The 16,969-nt window shown below is 69.1% G+C and carries 15 protein-coding genes; 9 read left to right on the top strand and 6 right to left on the bottom strand.

The annotated features are described in order from the left end of the window. On the bottom strand, window positions 1–556 hold a 556-nt coding region (locus VQ03_RS20010; protein WP_048452663.1), incomplete at its 3' end, for an FAD-dependent monooxygenase. A gap of 203 nt (window positions 557–759) precedes the next feature. Here VQ03_RS20010 and VQ03_RS20015 point away from each other — a divergent pair. After that, window positions 760–1,056: a hypothetical protein gene (locus tag VQ03_RS20015; RefSeq protein ID WP_048452664.1), complete on the top strand. Its 297-nt coding sequence runs from the start codon at window positions 760–762 to the stop codon at window positions 1,054–1,056. Between the two features lie 45 nt (window positions 1,057–1,101). On the opposite strand, the gene VQ03_RS20020 is transcribed toward VQ03_RS20015, so the two are convergent. From VQ03_RS20020 to VQ03_RS20030, 3 genes are all read right to left on the bottom strand, one after another. Beyond that, complete coding sequence (locus VQ03_RS20020) at window positions 1,102–1,890, bottom strand: hypothetical protein (RefSeq protein ID WP_048452665.1); 789 nt, start codon at window positions 1,888–1,890, stop codon at window positions 1,102–1,104. Window positions 1,891–2,060: 170 nt separating this feature from the next. Further along, window positions 2,061–4,247 carry a primosomal protein N' gene (locus VQ03_RS20025; protein WP_048452666.1) on the bottom strand — a complete coding sequence of 729 codons (2,187 nt, stop codon included), beginning with the start codon at window positions 4,245–4,247 and terminating at the stop codon, window positions 2,061–2,063. A gap of 44 nt (window positions 4,248–4,291) precedes the next feature. Then, window positions 4,292–4,648 (bottom strand): DUF2293 domain-containing protein, encoded by a 357-nt coding sequence (locus VQ03_RS20030; protein ID WP_048452667.1) that lies wholly within the window; start codon window positions 4,646–4,648, stop codon window positions 4,292–4,294. 214 nt (window positions 4,649–4,862) lie between these two features. Between VQ03_RS20030 and VQ03_RS20035 the strand changes: the two genes are divergently transcribed. From VQ03_RS20035 to VQ03_RS20065, 8 genes are all read left to right on the top strand, one after another. Then, a complete protein-coding gene (locus tag VQ03_RS20035; protein ID WP_048452668.1) occupies window positions 4,863–5,207 on the top strand; it encodes a hypothetical protein in 345 nt (114 codons plus the stop codon). A 35-nt stretch (window positions 5,208–5,242) separates the two neighbouring features. Further along, window positions 5,243–6,175, top strand: coding sequence for an ABC transporter ATP-binding protein (locus tag VQ03_RS20040; RefSeq protein ID WP_048452669.1), 933 nt, complete (start codon window positions 5,243–5,245; stop codon window positions 6,173–6,175). Window positions 6,176–6,278: 103 nt separating this feature from the next. After that, on the top strand, window positions 6,279–7,109 hold the full coding sequence (gene trpA, locus VQ03_RS20045) for a tryptophan synthase subunit alpha (protein ID WP_048452670.1): 831 nt from the start codon (window positions 6,279–6,281) through the stop codon (window positions 7,107–7,109). A 49-nt stretch (window positions 7,110–7,158) separates the two neighbouring features. Next, window positions 7,159–8,097, top strand: coding sequence for an acetyl-CoA carboxylase, carboxyltransferase subunit beta (gene accD, locus VQ03_RS20050; RefSeq protein WP_048452671.1), 939 nt, complete (start codon window positions 7,159–7,161; stop codon window positions 8,095–8,097). 351 nt (window positions 8,098–8,448) lie between these two features. After that, a complete protein-coding gene (locus VQ03_RS20055) occupies window positions 8,449–9,774 on the top strand; it encodes a bifunctional folylpolyglutamate synthase/dihydrofolate synthase (protein WP_048452672.1) in 1,326 nt (441 codons plus the stop codon). Between the two features lie 198 nt (window positions 9,775–9,972). Further along, entirely contained in the window at window positions 9,973–10,842 is an 870-nt protein-coding gene (locus VQ03_RS20060; RefSeq protein ID WP_048452673.1) for an outer membrane protein, read from the top strand. Window positions 10,843–12,048: 1,206 nt separating this feature from the next. Beyond that, window positions 12,049–13,194, top strand: coding sequence for an acyltransferase family protein (locus tag VQ03_RS32095; RefSeq protein ID WP_167376111.1), 1,146 nt, complete (start codon window positions 12,049–12,051; stop codon window positions 13,192–13,194). A 338-nt stretch (window positions 13,195–13,532) separates the two neighbouring features. Then, window positions 13,533–13,718 (top strand): hypothetical protein, encoded by a 186-nt coding sequence (locus VQ03_RS20065; protein ID WP_048452674.1) that lies wholly within the window; start codon window positions 13,533–13,535, stop codon window positions 13,716–13,718. Window positions 13,719–13,749: 31 nt separating this feature from the next. Here the strand turns inward: VQ03_RS20065 and VQ03_RS32100 are convergent, their stop codons facing one another. Then, window positions 13,750–14,337 carry a recombinase family protein gene (locus tag VQ03_RS32100; RefSeq protein ID WP_245292144.1) on the bottom strand — a complete coding sequence of 196 codons (588 nt, stop codon included), beginning with the start codon at window positions 14,335–14,337 and terminating at the stop codon, window positions 13,750–13,752. A gap of 129 nt (window positions 14,338–14,466) precedes the next feature. Beyond that, window positions 14,467–16,617, bottom strand: coding sequence for an ATP-binding protein (locus VQ03_RS20075; RefSeq protein WP_048452676.1), 2,151 nt, complete (start codon window positions 16,615–16,617; stop codon window positions 14,467–14,469). Window positions 16,618–16,969 lie beyond the last annotated feature (352 nt).

The raw sequence follows: 16,969 nt of genomic DNA on the forward strand, positions 1-16,969 counted from the left end.
CGGCCTCGTCGACGAGGCCGCGCCAGGCGACGTAGCCGGCATAGAGCGGGGCGGCCTGCGGCGCGAAGAGCGCCCGCACCGTCGACCCGATCCCGTCCGCGCCGATCAGCAGGTCGCCCCGGACGCGGGATCCGTCGGCGAAATGCGCCGTCACCGCCTCCTCCGCCTCCTCGACCCGCACGAGGCTGCGGCCGGGATGGTAGGCACCCGCGGGCAGAGCCTGCTTGAGCAGGCCGTGGAGATGGCCCCAGGCGGTGAGAACCTGCGGCAGGGCGCGCTCGGCAACGAGCGTCCCGTCGGCGCCGAAGACCCGGCGCCCGGCCACCGCCACGCCGACCTCGGCCCGGTCGCGGTCGATCCCGGCGCGGGCGAGGATGTCGAACAGCTCCGGGTGCGTGACGATTCCGGCGCCGCGCCCGGACAGATCGCCGGCCGCCCGCTCGTGGATCTCGGCCTGCCAGCCGGCCCGGCGCAGCAGCAGGGCCGCGAACAGCCCCGCGAGCGAGCCTCCGACGATGATCGCCCGCCGACCGGCGGATCCCGCCTCGCTTGTCATCACGGCCCTCTCCGGGAACCGGGCGGCGCGAGAACCCGCGACGATCCGCCGACGAATGATCAAGCGATAAATTGCGGGGCGGGCCGCTCGGCGTCAAGCGCAGGCGATTGCCCGGACCTCCGGCGGCCCGGCCGAGGGGCGCGCAAGCCTCGCGCAACCCAGCCGATGCAGGGTCGTCCATTACTGGCAGGAGGTATTCAGCCATGGGCGAAGAGGTGATGACGGAAGAGCAGGCCGCCGAGCGCCTGGCCCATCATCTCCTGCGGGAGGCCTATCACGACCTCGCGGCGGTGCTGCTGAGCGCCAATGCCCGGGCGGCCGAGAGCCTGTTCCACGCCATCGAGCAGCGCACGGCGGACGCGCTCCGGACGATCGTCGCCGACCGGAGCGAGGGAGCCGCCTCGACCCGCATCGCCCGGACCGTCGGGATCGAACTCAACGCGCTGTTCGACGTCGCGCATGGCCGCACCGCGACGGCGGCGTCGCGGCGGGTGGCGTAGGCGCGATCGGCGCCGGGGCACGGCGCCGGGGCGAGGGCGGCAGGCTCACGCCGCGAGGGAGAGGCTGCCGAAATACGCGCGCCAATCGTAGAACGGCAATTGCTCAACCCTGCGGATATGGGCGGCCAGCGTCTCCGTCTCGAGGTTGATCGTCTCGCCGGTCGGCCAGTAGGTCACGGTCAGGCCGGTCTTGTGCAAGTCGGTCTTGTGCAAGTCGGTCTTGTGGTAGCGCAGGAAGGGCCGCGCCTCGAAGCGGTTCGGCCGGTCGGTCCTGCAGAAGTCGGGATGGGTGTGCCGCCACGTCGAGGGCGCCTGGCCGTCGGCGTAGGATCGCGGGATGCCCAGCAGTTCCTTGTCCTCCTCCCGGGTGACGGCCGTCACGATCGACTGGGTCAGGAGGAAGCGGCACAGGTTCTCGGGGCAGCAGATCTCCCGGGACTTGATGCCGTTGTAGATCATGCCGGCCAGGACGTTCGTCGGGATCGTATGCTCCTGGCGCAGAAGGTGGCTTTGCAGCCCTCCCGACTCCGCCAGCGCGACGATGCCCCCGCTCCGGTAGAGAGCGCCCAGGCAATGCCGATGGACGTGAAGCTCGAGCTCGTTGTGGAAGTGCCGGATCTTCATCGACACGGAATTCGTGGCCGTCCCCTTCCCGGTCGCCTCGGCCTCCGTCAGGCAGGCCGACGCCAGACGATAGATCGTCTCGACGCAGATCTTGATCCGCTCACGCCGTATCGGATCCGCGGCCATCTCGCCGATGCGGCGCAGACAATCATCGGGCGTGTCCGAACCGGTCAGTTCATAGCGCCGAGTGAGCTTCGGTCCGCGCGACATCGAGGGATCCCCTGTTCAGCAAGACCTTTCTGACGGGATCATCCTGCCAAAGATTTAATCCGACCCGCCGAAATCACTGTGTGACGTCGCGACCACGCAGAAGAGTGCGCGATAGTAAACGGACCGTGCGCAGGCATGACTTCGCCAATCGGTGGCCGCAACCATCCGGCCTACAGGAAGCTCTGCGGATCGACGTCGATCCCGACCCTGAGATTCCCCCGGACCTTCGGCCCGCGGGCGAGCCAGTCGCGCAGGTAGCCCTGCAGGTCGATCTCGCGCTCGGTCTTGACCAGGAGGCGGAAGCGGTAGCGCCCGCGCACCAGCGCGAGCGGCGCCTCGGCCGGCCCGAGCACCATCACGCCCGGCGGCGGCTCGGCGACGCGGGCGAGCGCCCGGCCATGGGCCTCGGCGGCCTCGCGGTCGGTGCAGGAGATCACCAGGGCCGCGAGGCGCCCGAAGGGCGGCAGGCCGGCGACCTCGCGGGCGGCCGTCTCCTCGGCATAGAAGCGCTCGGCATCGCCGGAGATCAGCGCCGCGATCACCGGGTGCTCGGGCTGGTAGGTCTGGACGAGGGCCCGGCCGGGCTTCTCGCCGCGGCCGGCGCGGCCGGTGACCTGCTGGAGCAGCTGGAAGGTGCGCTCGGCGGCGCGGGGATCGCCGGAGGTGAGGCCGATATCGGCGTCGAGCACGCCGACGAGGGTCAGGTGCGGGAAGTTGTGGCCCTTGGCGACGAGCTGGGTGCCGACGACGATGTCGCAGCCGCCCTCGGCCACGGTCTGGAGTTCGGCCCGCAAGCGTTCGGCCCCGCCGGGAAAGTCGCTCGACAGCACGATCACCCGCTTGTCCGGGAAGGTGGCGGAGACCTCCTCGGCGATGCGCTCGACCCCCGGCCCGCAGGCGGTCAGGTTGTCGAAGGTGCCGCATTCGGTGCAGGCCTCGGGCCGCCGCTCGGCATGGCCGCAATGGTGGCAGACCAAAGCCCGGCGGAAGCGGTGCTCGACGAGCCAGGTCGAGCAGTTGGGGCATTGGTAGCGGTGGCCGCAGGCCCGGCACAGGGTGAGGGGCGCGTAGCCGCGGCGATTGAGGAAGAGCAGGGCCTGCTCGCCCCGCGCATTGGTCTCGGCGATGGCGGAGACCAGGCTCGGCGACAGGTAGCGCCCGCGCGGCACCTTCTCGGCGCGCATGTCGATGGCGCGGATCTCCGGCAGGCGCCGGCCGCCGAAGCGCTCCGGCATCACCACCCGGCGGTAGCGGCCGCGCTCGGCATTGACCCGGGTCTCGATCGCGGGCGTGGCCGAGGCCAGCACCACGGCGGCGTGTTCGAGCTTGCCGCGCACCACCGCCATGTCGCGGGCATGGTAGCAGACGCCGTCATCCTGCTTGTAGGCGCCCTCGTGCTCCTCGTCGACGACGATCAGGCCGAGCTTGCGGAAGGGCAGGAACAGGGCCGAGCGGGCCCCCACCACCACCTGCACCTCGCCGGAGGCCACGCCGGCCCGGATGCGCTCGCGCCGCCGCCCGCCGACCCCTGAATGCCAGGCGGCGGGTCGCACGCCGAAGCGCTTGGCGAAGCGGTCGAGGAACTGCGCCGTCAGGGCGATCTCCGGCATCAGCACCAGGGATTGCACGCCCCGGCGCAGCGCCTCGGCCACCACCTCGAAATACACTTCCGTCTTGCCCGACCCCGTCACGCCTTCGAGCAGCGTCACGCCGCCCTCGCCCGAAGGCCCCCCGCCGGGGGGCGGCGCGGTGAGCGTGGCGATCAGAGCCCTGGCCGCCTCGGCCTGGGGCTCCGAGAGGGCGTCGTGCGGATGGTCGGGATCGGGCGGTTCGGCGACCCGGTCGGGCGCCAGCGCCACGGTCTCCAGCACGCCGTCGTCGATGAGCCCGTCCACCACGCCGGCGCTGACCCCGGCCTCGAGCGCCAGCGCCCGCTTGCCCCGGACCACGCCGTCGGCCGCCACCACCACCACCTTGCCCCGGGCCGGGGTCATCCGGCTCGGCGGCATCCCGGTCGCCCGCACGCCGACCTTGGCCGTCTCGGTGCGGCTCTCCTCCGGCAGGCGCAAGGCCATGGCCAGGGCCGAGCCCTTCGGCGCCAGGGTGTAGCGGGCGATCCAGTCGACGAGGCGGCGGAGCGCCGGACTCAAGGGCTCGACGCCGACCCGCCCGCTGACGCGGCGCAGGTTGGAGCCGGCGCCGTCGCGCAAGGACCACACCACGCCCACGATCTCCCGCGGCCCGAGCGGCACCTGCACCACGTCCCCCTCCTGGAGGCTGAGCTCGGGCGGCACGGCGTAGCTGTAGGCCTGGTCGAGGGCGAGCGGGATCAGGACGTCGGCGATCGGGGCGGTCATCGAGGCTTCGGAGCGGGCGGCGTTGCCCGGTCATATAGGAACGGTCACGCCGGCTCGCCGCCGGACGCCTCCTCGTCCTCGCCGATCCGCCGCCGCACGCCCCATTCGGCCAGCACGGCGTTGAGGTCGTCGAGGACGAAGTGACGGGCGCTGTCCTGGTCGTAGCCCTCCTCCAGGAGGGAATCGTACTCCGTGAAGACGTGGCGGGCGTAGGCGACCATCCCGAGCCAGGCCGCGGTCTCGGGCGCGGCGCCGCGCAGGCCGGTGCTCGCCAGGGCCCGGTCGACGATCGCCTCCGCCTCGAAATCCGGCACCCGGGGTGCGAGGCGGGCGAGCGCCGCCTCCACCGCCTCGCGGCGGGTCGGGAGCGCGCGGGGCGAGGGATCGGGGCGGCGGCTCATCGGCGTCCTCGCAGGCGCGGGCGGGCGGGCGACCCTGCCGGAGCGAGGTGGCCCTGTCACCCCCGGGGCGCACGGACGCGACGACAAGGGACGTCCATCGCCGGCGCGGATGCGCCGATCGGCGCCGGTGTCCCTTCCGGCGGAAAAATGCATAAGGTGGGGAATTGTCCCTTTCCGGCCACCCGCGTCCCGCGGGCGGCCCCGAGACCTCGCCATGCGCCTCCTCCTCGCCACCACGCTCCTCGCCGGCACTCTCCTGGCCCTCGCCGCCGGCACCGCCGCGGCGCAGACCGAGATCCCCGCGCCGCCCGGATCCGCGCCCGCAGGCGTCACCGCGCCCGAGGCGGCGCCGGCCGCCCCCGCGACCGGCCGGCGCCAGCCCCGCCGGGTCGACGGCACCAACCAGGCCGCGGCCGGCCCGGCCGTCGCCAAACCCGCGGTGGCCAAGCCCGAATCCGGGGACTCCCTGCGCAAGGCCCAGGCCGCCACCGCCGCCCGCGACAAGGCCTGGGACGTGCGGATGAAGCGCACCCTCGGGTCGATCTGCCACGGCTGCTGAGCCCGGGCGGGAGGCCCGACGCGGGAGGCGCGCCGATGATCCGCTTCGAGGGCGCAGCCAAGACCTATGCCGGGCAGGCCCGGCCGGCGCTCGACGCCTTCGACCTCGCGGTCGAGGCCGGCACCACCTGCGTGCTGATCGGCCCCTCGGGCTGCGGCAAGTCGACCGCCCTGCAGATGGTCAACCGGCTGGTGGCGCCGAGCGCCGGGCGGGTCCTGGTCGAGGGGCGCGACGTCGCCGGGCTCGACCCGATCGCCCTGCGCCGCCGCATCGGCTACGTGCTCCAGGGCGTCGGGCTTTTTCCGCACCGCACGGTGGCCCAGAACGTCGCGACGGTGCCGGGCCTCCTCGGCTGGACGCGGGCGCGGATCCTGGAGCGGGTCGACGCGATGCTCGACCTCGTCGGCCTCGATCCCGGCGAGTACCGCGACCGGCGGCCGGACGCGCTCTCGGGGGGACAGCGCCAGCGCGTCGGCGTCGCCCGGGCGCTCGCCGCCGACCCGCCGGTGCTGCTGATGGACGAGCCGTTCGGCGCCGTCGACCCGGTGGCCCGCGCCCGCCTCCAGGACGAGGTCCGGGGGATTCTGGGCCGGCTCAACAAGACCGTGCTGATGGTCACCCACGACATCGACGAGGCAGTGCGGATGGGCGACACGGTGGCGCTGATGCGCGAGGGGCATCTCGTCCAGGTCGCGCCGCCCGCGACCCTGCTCGCCGCCCCCGCCGACGCCTTCGCGGCGGAGTTCGTCGGCGGCGACCGGCTGCTGCGCCGCCTCTCCCTGCTACCGGCCCGCGACCATGCCGGGCGCGAGGCCGCCGGGGACGCGCCGCGCCTCGACCCCGACGCTTCGCTCAAGGATGCCCTGGCCCTGATGCTGGCGAGCGGGCGGGAGCGGGTCGGGCTCGGCGACGGCTCGGTGACGCTGTCGGCCTTGCGCGAAGCGGCGGAAGATGGTCGGCCGGCGTGAAACTTTATCTGCGGCCCCCGATGGTGTAGGCGCGGCGATCCGTTCCGCCCGTCCGCGGCGCGCGCCCGTCACGGGTGCGACGCCGCCCCCGAGGTCGCCCCCGATGTCCACCCGCCTCGCCGACACCTTCGCCCGCTGCCGCGCGGAGAACCGCGCCGCCCTCGTCACCTACGTGATGGCGGGCGATCCCGACCCCGAGACCTCGCTCCGGGTGCTGCGCGCCCTGCCGGAGGCCGGGGCGGACATCGTCGAGTTCGGCCTGCCCTTCACCGATCCGATGGCGGACGGGCCGGCGATCCAGGCGGCGGGCCTGCGGGCGCTCAAGGGCGGCCAGACCCTCGCCCGCACCCTGGAGCTGGTGCGCCGCTTCCGGGACGAGAATGCCGGCACGCCGGTGATCCTGATGGGCTACTACAACCCGATCTACACTTACGGCGTCGCGCGCTTCCTCGACGACGCCAAGGCGGCCGGGGTCGACGGGCTGATCGTGGTCGACCTGCCGCCGGAGGAGGACGACGAGCTCTGCCTGCCGACGATCCAGGCCGGGCTCGCCTTCATCCGTCTCGCCACCCCGACCACCGACGAGGCGCGCCTGCCGGCCGTGCTCGCGAACACCGCGGGCTTCGTCTACTACGTCTCGATCACCGGCATCACCGGCACGGCGACCCCGGATTTCGGCGTGGTGGCCGGGGCGGTCGAGCGCATCCGCCGCCACACCGACCTGCCGGTGGTGGTCGGCTTCGGGGTGAAGACCGGGGAGCATGCCGCGGCCATCGCCCGCTCCGCCGACGGCGTGGTGGTGGGCTCGGCGATCGTCGACGCGCTCGCCCGCTCCCTCGACGGCGAGGGCCGGGCCGGCACGGGCTCGGTCGAGGCGGTGACGACGCTCGTGCGCGACCTCGCCGCCGGCATGCGCGCCGGGCGCGCGGGCTGAGCCGCATCCCCATATCAAGCCTGACGAAACCGACGGCCGAGGAGCGATCATGGTCGAGGCGATGAACTGGATCTCCGAGGTCGTGCGCCCGAAGATCAAGACGCTGTTCAAGCGCGAGACGCCGGAGAACCTCTGGGTGAAGTGCCCGGAGACCGGCCAGATGGTGTTCCACAAGGAGGTGGAGGCCAATGGCTGGGTGATTCCCGGCTCCGAGCACCACCTGCGCATCACCGCGCAGCAGCGCCTCAAGCTGATGTTCGACCAGGGCACCTGGCTCGACGTGCCGCTGCCCGAGGTGGCGCCCGACCCGCTGAAGTTCCGCGACGAGAAGCGCTACGCCGACCGGCTCAAGGACGCCCGCGCCAAGACCGGCATGACCGACGCGTTCAAGGTCGGGTTCGGGCGGGTCTCGGGCCTGCCGATGACGCTGGCGGTGCAGGATTTCGGCTTCATGGGCGGCTCCCTCGGCATGGCGGCCGGCGAGGCCTTCGTGCGCGGCGCCGAGACGGCGCTCGAGAAGCGCACGCCCTACGTGCTGTTCGCGGCCTCCGGGGGCGCGCGGATGCAGGAGGGCATCCTGTCCCTGATGCAGATGCCCCGCACCACCGTGGCGGTGCGCCGGCTCAACAACGCCCGCCTGCCCTACATCGTGGTGCTGACGAACCCGACCACCGGCGGCGTCACCGCTTCCTATGCGATGCTGGGCGACGTGCACCTCGCCGAGCCCGGGGCGCTCATCGGCTTCGCCGGCCCGCGGGTGATCGAGCAGACCATCCGCGAGAAGCTGCCCGACGGCTTCCAGCGCGCCGAGTACCTGAAGGAACACGGCATGGTCGACCAGGTGGTGCACCGGCGCGACCTGAAGGGAACGATCGCGCGCCTGTGCGGCCTGCTGATGCAGGTGCCGGTCGAAGGCGCGGTGCAGGCCGAAGCCAGGCCGGAGGCGAGGGCCGACGCGAAGCCGGAGACCAAGGCCGTCCCGGCCTGAAGCGACGCGCGGGGCCCGTGCCGGCCGACGGCGTGAGCCTCGGCAGAGCCGCATGGCGCGACTCTGCCGGGCTCGTCGTCCCTGCATCGTTCTCGACGCCGAACCGGCGACCGCCTCGGCACCGGCCATCCGTGGCCGGCGGAACGGTGCCCGGGCCCGAGCAGGCTTGCCTCGGCGAGCCACGCCTCGTCCGCCGCGGTTCTCGTCGTATCGCAGAGTTCCGTCGCGAGACCGGCGGCCGCCTTTGCGCCATCTGCCCAGCTTGCGGGCCTGCCCCGCCTCTGATCCTCTCATGCGCCCCGCCGCCCGACCGGCGGCGAGGGAGGTCGAGATCCCCCCGCGAGAACGCCGATGGAATCCTCCGACGCCCTGATGGCGCGCTTCCTGGCCCTGCACCCGCGCACCATCGACCTGTCGCTGGGCCGGATCGAGCGCCTGCTCGCGGCCCTCGGCCATCCCGAGCGGCGCCTGCCGCCGGTGATCCACGTGGCGGGCACGAACGGCAAGGGCTCGACCATCGCCACCATGCGGGCGATCCTGGAGGCCGGCGGACTCTCGGCCCATGTCTACACCTCGCCTCATCTCGTGCGCTTCCACGAGCGCATCCGCCTCGGTGCGGTCGGCGGCGGCCGCTTCGTGCCCGAGGACCGGCTGGCGGAGGCCTTCGCCCGGTGCGAGGCGGTGAATGCCGGCGCACCCATCACGGTGTTCGAGATCACCACCGCCGCGGCCCTGCTGCTCTTCGCCGAGGCGCCCGCCGACGTGCTGCTGCTGGAGGTGGGCCTGGGCGGCCGCGTCGACGCCACCAACGTCATCGACAAGCCGGCCTGCGCCGTGGTGACGCCGATCGGCCGCGACCACGCCGAGTATCTCGGCGACACGGTCGAGGCGGTGGCGGGGGAGAAGGCCGGCATCTTCAAGCGCGGCTGCCCCGCGGTGATCGCCCCGCAGGACTACGCCCAGGCCGACGCGGTGCTCTGCGCCCGGGCCGAGGCCGTGGGCGCCGGGCCGATCCTGGTCGGCAACCAGGATTTCTCCGCCCACGAGGAGCGCGGCCGGCTGGTCTACCAGGACGAGGACGGGCTCCTCGACCTGCCGCGGCCGAAGCTCGCCGGGCGCCACCAGATCGTCAATGCCGGCACGGCGATCGCGGCGCTGCGCGCCGCGGGTTTCGGCGATATCGGGATCGAGGCGTTCGAGGCGGGGCTCACCTCCATCGAGTGGCCGGGCCGGCTGCAGCGCCTGCGCCAGGGCCGCCTCGCCGGCCTCGTCCCGCCGGGCGCGGAACTCTGGCTCGACGGCGGCCACAACATCGATGGCGGGCGCATCCTCGCCGCCGCGATGGCGGACCTGCAGGAGCGCGGCGACGCGCCGCTCGTGCTCGTCTCGGGCCTCCTCGGCACCAAGGACGCGGAAGGATTCCTGGCCAACTTCGCCGGCCTCGCCCGCTTCCTGGTGGCGGTGCCGCTGCCGGGCCAGATGGCGGCGCGGCCGGCCGAGGAGGTCGCGGAGATCGCCGGGCGGGTGGGCCTGAGCGCCGCGACGGCGCCGAGCCTCGAGGCGGCCCTGGTCTCGTTGCGCGACCGGGCCTGGGAGCGCCCGCCCCGGGTGCTGATCTGCGGCTCGCTCTATCTCGCCGGCGCCGTGCTCGCCGCCAACGGCACCCCGCCGACCTGACGGCGCCGCACCCTGCCCGAAACCGCGCCGGGCCCGCCCGGTGGATGCGCTGGATGGTTTGCCGGCAGGCTTGACATTCCCCCGCATCCGCCTCCCACAGGCCGTGTCATTGCTACACCGATGTGGCCGAAGCGCTACATCGTACGCCACGGAAATGGTCTAGCTTGCTCTCGATCGGGGAACCTGCTGGGGACCATCATGAAGAAACTCCTGAGTGCTTTCGCTGCCTTCACCGCGCTGACCGCCGCCGCTTCGGCTGCCGATCTGCCGCGTCGCGTTGCTCCGCCGCCGGTGTTCACGCCGGTTCCGGTCTTCACCTGGACGGGCTTCTACGCCGGTTTCAATGCCGGCTACGGCTTCGGCACCGATGACCGTCGCGCCGGCCCCGTCGTCGCCGTCGGCCCGGCCACCGGCCTCGTCGCCCCCGGCACCAGCGCCGTGATCGCCTTCGGCGGCCGCAACAGCACCGACGGCTTCGTCGGCGGTGGCCAGATCGGCTACAACTACCAGTTCACCCCGGGCTCGGGCATCGTCGTCGGCATCGAGGCCGACGCCCAGTACGTCGATTTCGGTCGTGACCGGAACCGCTTCGTGTCCACCAGCCCGCTCGCCGCGCAGCAGGTGTTCAACCCGAACGGCCTGTCGGGCCTCGACTTCTTCGGCACCGTCCGTGGCCGCCTCGGCTACGCCTGGGACCGCACCCTCGTGTACGCCACCGGCGGTTTCGCCTACGGCTCGGGCGGCGGTCGCGACTTCGGCCTGCCGAACCGCTCCACCGACGACTTCCAGACCGGCTGGACCGTCGGCGGCGGCGTCGAGTACGCCCTGCCCACCGACTCGTTCCTGAACTTCTTCAAGTCGAACGCGGTCACCCTGAAGGTCGAAGGCCTGTACGTGAACCTGGATCGCGGCAACGGCCTGAACGGCGCCTTCGCGGTGAACAACGCCGGCGCCATCATCACCACGACCTCGCCGGGCGTGGTCGTGGTCAACGCTGGCCAGACCCGTCGCGACACCGAGTTCGCGGTGGTCCGCGCCGGCCTGAACTACAAGTTCGGCACCTACTAAGCCGAACCGACGGTTCGATCTTCGGGGAGCCCGGCCGCAAGGCCGGGCTCTTCGCGTTAGAGCGCTGGACGATCCGGCACCGGCCCGGACCTCGTCAGCGCGAGCGCGCCAATTTATGCTCAGAACCAACCTCCACTCACGCCTGGAGGTGCGTTTGTAAGTTGGTGGACCGATTTTATGATGAGATGCACACCAAGAAACATCAAAGACCCAAGCTCGATACCAGAAGAAAATAAGAAATATTGCAACAGTTACGCCAAAGCGGTGAACGATTTCTTTGGAACCAGTGACGGCGGTTTTGCAATAGCTCCAGATGCCACTCGTAGAATGAACGATATAAAGCACGTTGTCGTTCCAGGAGGCGAAGCGCCATGCGATGGCACCACTCACGTTCCAGAGAACGACAAATACAAAGGGCAGAGAACAATCGCTCAAGGCACTAGTAGACTGATATGCACAAGACCTGTTCCTGCCAGTTTGAGAATTCAAAAAGTTACGTGCATGGTTGAAGGCTGAAACATTCCTGCTGATAGTTGTCGCAGCAAAGGTGATACAAGTGATTGTAATCATGCTGCTACGGTTTATTTAACAGTTGATTACTCAAATGAGGGTCGGCATTACTGCTGCTGGGCATACAATCAAGCTACCCAAGATCGTCTTTTTAGCGTGTCGTTCAAGTAGTTATTATATTTTGTTTTCTGGAAACAAATTACGCTTACGAGAACTGATTGTGCCATCAACGGAAAGCAGCGCCTCACGGCGTCCCATGAAGCGACCGCAATGATTATCGAAAATGCGAAAGGCAAGTACAACTGTCGTACGGCAATGGATTTAGAAAGTCGTGCTTATGCTTAAGTCTTGAGACCGCAAAATGGCTGATGTTCGCTGCTCGATGCCTCGTGGATGAGCGCCAGGGGTAAAAACCTGATCAGCTTGGCACTGCGAGGGATCGCTCGCGACCCCTCCCGGACGTTCGAGCCCGCATCTCGCAACGCCCGGAGTTGATAAGGAAGCGGCCCTCAGCAGCGACTTTCAGTTGAGACTTATGGATGATCTAAGGGCTAGACCGATCCGCCATTTCAGCTTTTCCTGAAGCCTTTGCTTTTTGTAAATGACCGCTCCTTAATAGGAATGGGCTGTCATGGCTGCCGCTGTCGGCGGATGCTGTGTTGACTGGGACTACTAGTTTTTAGAGGATAGAAGATATTGCAACCGGATCGCTTAAGCCACCTTGACGGTCTCCGAGGATTCGCCGCCCTAAGTGTTGTCTTATTTCACTTCATGTCAGCCTTAGTCCCATTTTTGGTGCCGGAGCAGCAAGGGAATGCGGCATGGATCTCTTACAGCCCCATAGCTGTGCTCTGGAATGGAACTTTTGCCGTCTCTGTATTTTTTGTCCTGAGCGGATTTGTTTTGACTAATGCCAGTCAGCGCAAGTCAGACCCTCTATGGGTCAATGTTGTCATTCGATACTTGCGCTTGGCGGTTCCGGCTTTGTTAAGTACTATTTTTGGCTGGATACTATTGAATATTCTCCCTACACAAGCGAGCGCGCTCCACGAAATCACGCATAGCCGCTGGCTCCTCTGGACTTATCAGGGCGACATCCCAAATTTCTTGATTGCTATTTACAGCGGGGCTATCGAGATCTTTTCAAGAGGAGGCTCATATTTCAATAACGTGTTGTGGACGATGCGCCCTGAATTATTTGGCTCCATTCTGTGTTTTATAGTCTGTCTGTGCAAGAACGCAAGAAATAGGATAATTATATCTTCTATTTTTTTCATAATCATCTTTATATCGAAGAAGTACGAATATGAAAGTTTTATAATAGGTATATATCTGCGAGAAGCTTGGATTGCGAGGCAATTGACATCAAAATTTGCGACACTGGCTATGATGATCGGCCTCATCATCGGATCGCAGAGCGGGGACTCTGCTGATAAATTGGGACTTGACTGGCTCCCAGAGTTTCTAGCAGTAGGCACTAAGAACAGCATGCTCTATCCGATGGCTGCCGGATTGGTTGTATATGGATGTATAGTCTCCACTACTGCGGCCTACGCGCTCTCTGGGAAACTGGGCTCGTTCCTAGGGTCGATTTCGTTCCCGCTGTACTTAATTCATGTACCCATAATATACACAATTTTTTCCTACCTGTATCTCCTTACATTCGATAGCAAAATCTATCAATTTCTTGTTTTTACATTTGTTTTCGCGGCGATGATCTTTCTTGCTTATACTGCTGAAGTATTCGTGGAAAGACCATTTCTAAGGAAACTGGGGAAACTACGCCATATGTTGAACGATATGAATTCACACCTCCGGGGGCGAAGCCGAAGAGCTACTTGACGGCATCATATTGAGCGCGGCCGAACAGTAACGATCGTTTCATACTTATCGCGATCGAAACTCAACGCTGATTAGTAGATCGGATGCTTCGGGTCGCGGAACAGACATTCGCCTTGCAATCGATCAACGACCGCTACCTACCATCAGCGGCCCTCCATACGCTTGAGCCTGACGACCTCGCACCACACCGCGCCGCCCCAGCGCCGGCCGCCGGCCGCCGCGGCCTTGGCGACCAGGACCTGCACGGAGATGGGCATGTCGGCCGCCGCTGCGGCCTGGAGGATGCGGAAGCCCTTGGCGTCGGCGATGCCGGAGAACGAGGCGTTCCATCCTGGGCCTTGAGGAAGGAGCAGCGGCTGGGCACCTGGTCGGGGGCGTCGGCCTCCGGCACGGTGGCGTCGTCGAGCTCGTTGACCCACTCGATCTCCTCGGTGGTGATCATCGCCACGAAGTCGGGGGTGGTGTCGGCGGCGGAGGCCTTGAGCAGGACGCGCAGCGCCAAGCAGCTCGCACGGGACGAGTGAGCCATGCCCCTGGAAACCACCCCCTGGGAGGTCATCTGGCCGCTGCCGGGGATCGGGCGGCCATGCGCGTCGAGGGCGTCGTGCTGGCGCGGGCACAGGCAGGGCAGGGCGCGCCGATGCCGGACGGCGGCAGGATCGTCGGCGCGCCCGCACAGCCGACGTCATGGATCGGCAGGCCCTTCGTCCAAGCGCTCGGTGATGATCGCCGCATGGATGCCGGGGCAGAGCACGTGCTGCTCCTGCCCCGACCAGCGAGACAGGTATTCCGACAGGCCGCGATACTTCGGGTTGTCGAGCAGGTAGCCGACCCGCGCCTGGTGCCAGCGCCCGCCGCGGGGGGCCGCGTGGCGCCCGAGACGCCCGGATCGGCGATGACCGCGCCCAGCTCGTCGCCCTGCGACAGGGCGAAGGCGCGCAAAGCCTTGTCCTGCCCCTCGAGGCCGTGGCCGCTGGTCGCCTGCTCCTCGGTCGAGACCCGGGCGTAGGTTACCGCCCGTATGCTGGTCTCGGCCTGCGCCGCGGCCGCGGCCTTGGTGCGCGCACGCAGCCGGCCGACGCCATCAAGCCTCTGATATAATTGAGTTTTGTCGGATATCAGAATGGTGGCGCAACGCCACAAACCGATACTCTTGAATGTGCGCTATCGCGGCTTGGCGAGCCGTCGGCGCCGGGCCTCAACCGGCCCCACGCGCCCATCCATCCGCACCAGGGCCGCGGCGGATCGGCCCGAACCCCTGACGGCTGCCGTTCACGCCTCGACGGGCGCGGGACGCAGCCTGCGTGACCGTGCGATGGCCGCACGGAGGGCCTGGCCGACCTCCTCGACGGAGTAGGGCTTGCGAACGAGCGTGAAGCCGTGCTCCTCCTGCGCCAGCACGTGGCTGTAGCCGGAGGTCAGCACCACCGGCAGGTCCGGGTGGATCGCCCGCAGCCGCCTGGCCAGCGCTATCCCGCCCATGCCCGGCATCACCACGTCCGAGAACACGGCGTCGAACCGGCTCGGCGCAGCCTCGATCTCGGCGAGCGCAGCCTCCGCCGTCGGGGCCAGGGTCGTGCCGTAGCCGAGGTCGTCCAGGATCTGCGCGCAGAAGCGCCCGATCTCGGCATTGTCCTCGACCACCAGGATGCATCGATGGTCGGGCTCCGCTGCCGGGCCCTCGGGCTCGGGCGCGGAGCCCGTCACGTCCGCATCGTCCTCGGCTTGCGGCAGGTACAGCGTGAAGGTGCTGCCTCGCCCGACGACACTGGCGACGTCGATGTCGCCGCCCGACTGCTTGGCGAAGCCGATGACCTGCGACAGCCCCAGGCCGGTGCCTTTGCCGACCTCCTTCGTCGTGAAGAACGGCTCGAAGATCCGGGCGAGATGCGCCTCGGCGATCCCCGAGCCGGTATCCGCGACCGAGACCGCCACGAAGGGCACCGACGAGCCACTATGGCCGCGGATCGCCGGCTTGGCGCGCCCGCACGTCAAGCCGATCGTCAGCGTGCCTGCTCCCTCCATGGCGTCACGCGCGTTCACGGCGAGGTTCACGAGCGCCGTCTCGAATTGGGTGGGGTCGGAACGCACCAGGCAGCGCGTCTCGGGCAGCTCGGTCACGATCCTGATGCGGGCTCCCGTGAGAGCGTCCAGCATCTGGGCGATGCCCCGAATGCGGTCGGCGGCATCGAACACCTCGGGCTGGAGCGCCTGGCGCCGGGCGAAGGCGAGCAGCTGCGCGGTCAGCTTCGCGGCCCGGGTGACGGTGTCGGAGACCGTGTCCAGGTAGCGGCGGCGACGCTCCTCCGGCAGGTCCTGCCGGTGCAGCAGGTCCACCGAGGATCGGATGATCGTCAGCAGGTTGTTGAAGTCGTGGGCCACGCCGCCGGTGAGCTGGCCGATCGCCTCCATCTTCTGCGACTGCAGCAGGGCGTCCTGCGCCTGCGCGAGCGCGAGGGTCCGCTCCGCCACCCGCCGCTCCAGGGCCTCGTTCATGCCCTGCAGGGCCTCGCGCAGCGTCCGTTCCGCGACCGCGCGCCGGTCGATGCTGCGCGCCATCCGGATGGCCAGCGCGGCGAGCCAGAGCGTGAGGAGGATGATCAGGAGGGCCGTCCCGGTCTCCGCCGCGATCAGGCCGGTGCGCGCCGCGGTGAGCTGCAGCCAGCCCAGCGCCAGCGGCGCGACCACGACGGTCGGCAGGAGGTGGCGCGTCAGGGCCCCCGCCTCGCCCGTGCCGAGGATGGTGGCCACCCAGGGCCGGTTGGGCCGGCTGAACAGGACGCCGAGCGACAGGACGCTCATCGTGACGGCGGTCACGAGCGCCATGCGGGAGAACGGCCCTTCCTGGAAGGCACCGAGGCTGTAGGCATAGCCGAGGCCGCCGGCGGAGGCGGTGACGAGACCGCTCACGTTGGCGAACGTGCCGGACAGACGCAGGCGCCGATTGCCGGCGTCCTGGAGCAGCAGACCCGCAGCGATGCCCAGGAGGCTCAAGGCCGTGGCCAGGGCGACGCCGCTCTGGGGCCCGAGCGGTCCGAACACCAGGCGCTGGGCCCAGTCGTCGACGCGGATCCCGCCCGGGGGAACGTAGCGCAGGAGCCCCGTGAGGCCGATCACCGCCGCGGCGGCAGCGAGCCCACGGCCGACCCGGCGGGTGGTCCGGGAGGCTCCGGGCACCGTCGCGATCAGAAGCGACGACCCGAGCAGGAGCGCGCCGATGGCCGTCAGGACGACCATCGGCGGCTGTCCGGGGATGAACTGCCTGAGGATCGGGACGTCGAGCCACCACCCGGCCAGGGCGCTCAGGGCGGCGGCGATGCCGAAGGCGCCGCTCGCCCGCGCGAACCACCGGGCCCGTTGCGTGACCCGCAGCGGCTGGACCGGCAGCCGAGGCGCGCCGGCCGCGGGCGCAGGATCAGCCATTCGACACCGGCCGGGCAGGCCTTGATCCTGCCCTCCAACCCGTTCGCCCGTCTCCGCCGTGACTCTGCATCGCAACCCAAGCACATCCATCCGACCGGGATCCCGACGTGCCTCGGCAAGTCTGTCGCACCGGTCGAAACTGAACGCGCGAGGGTGAGCGTCGTTCGCAGCCTCCGATATGTGCGGCTTGCAGCCCTCGCAGACGCGGAGGGCAACGACGGCACGGTCGAGCCGATCGGGTCAGGCGACCTTACCGCCGCCGCGTCACGCGCATCCGGGCGAGCGCGGCCTGTGCCTGCCGCTCCGCCGCCCGCCCCATCCGCGGCCTCGCCCGGCGCCGCGGCCGAGCCGA

This window comes from Methylobacterium tarhaniae (genome assembly GCF_001043955.1).
GTDB lineage: Bacteria > Pseudomonadota > Alphaproteobacteria > Rhizobiales > Beijerinckiaceae > Methylobacterium > Methylobacterium tarhaniae.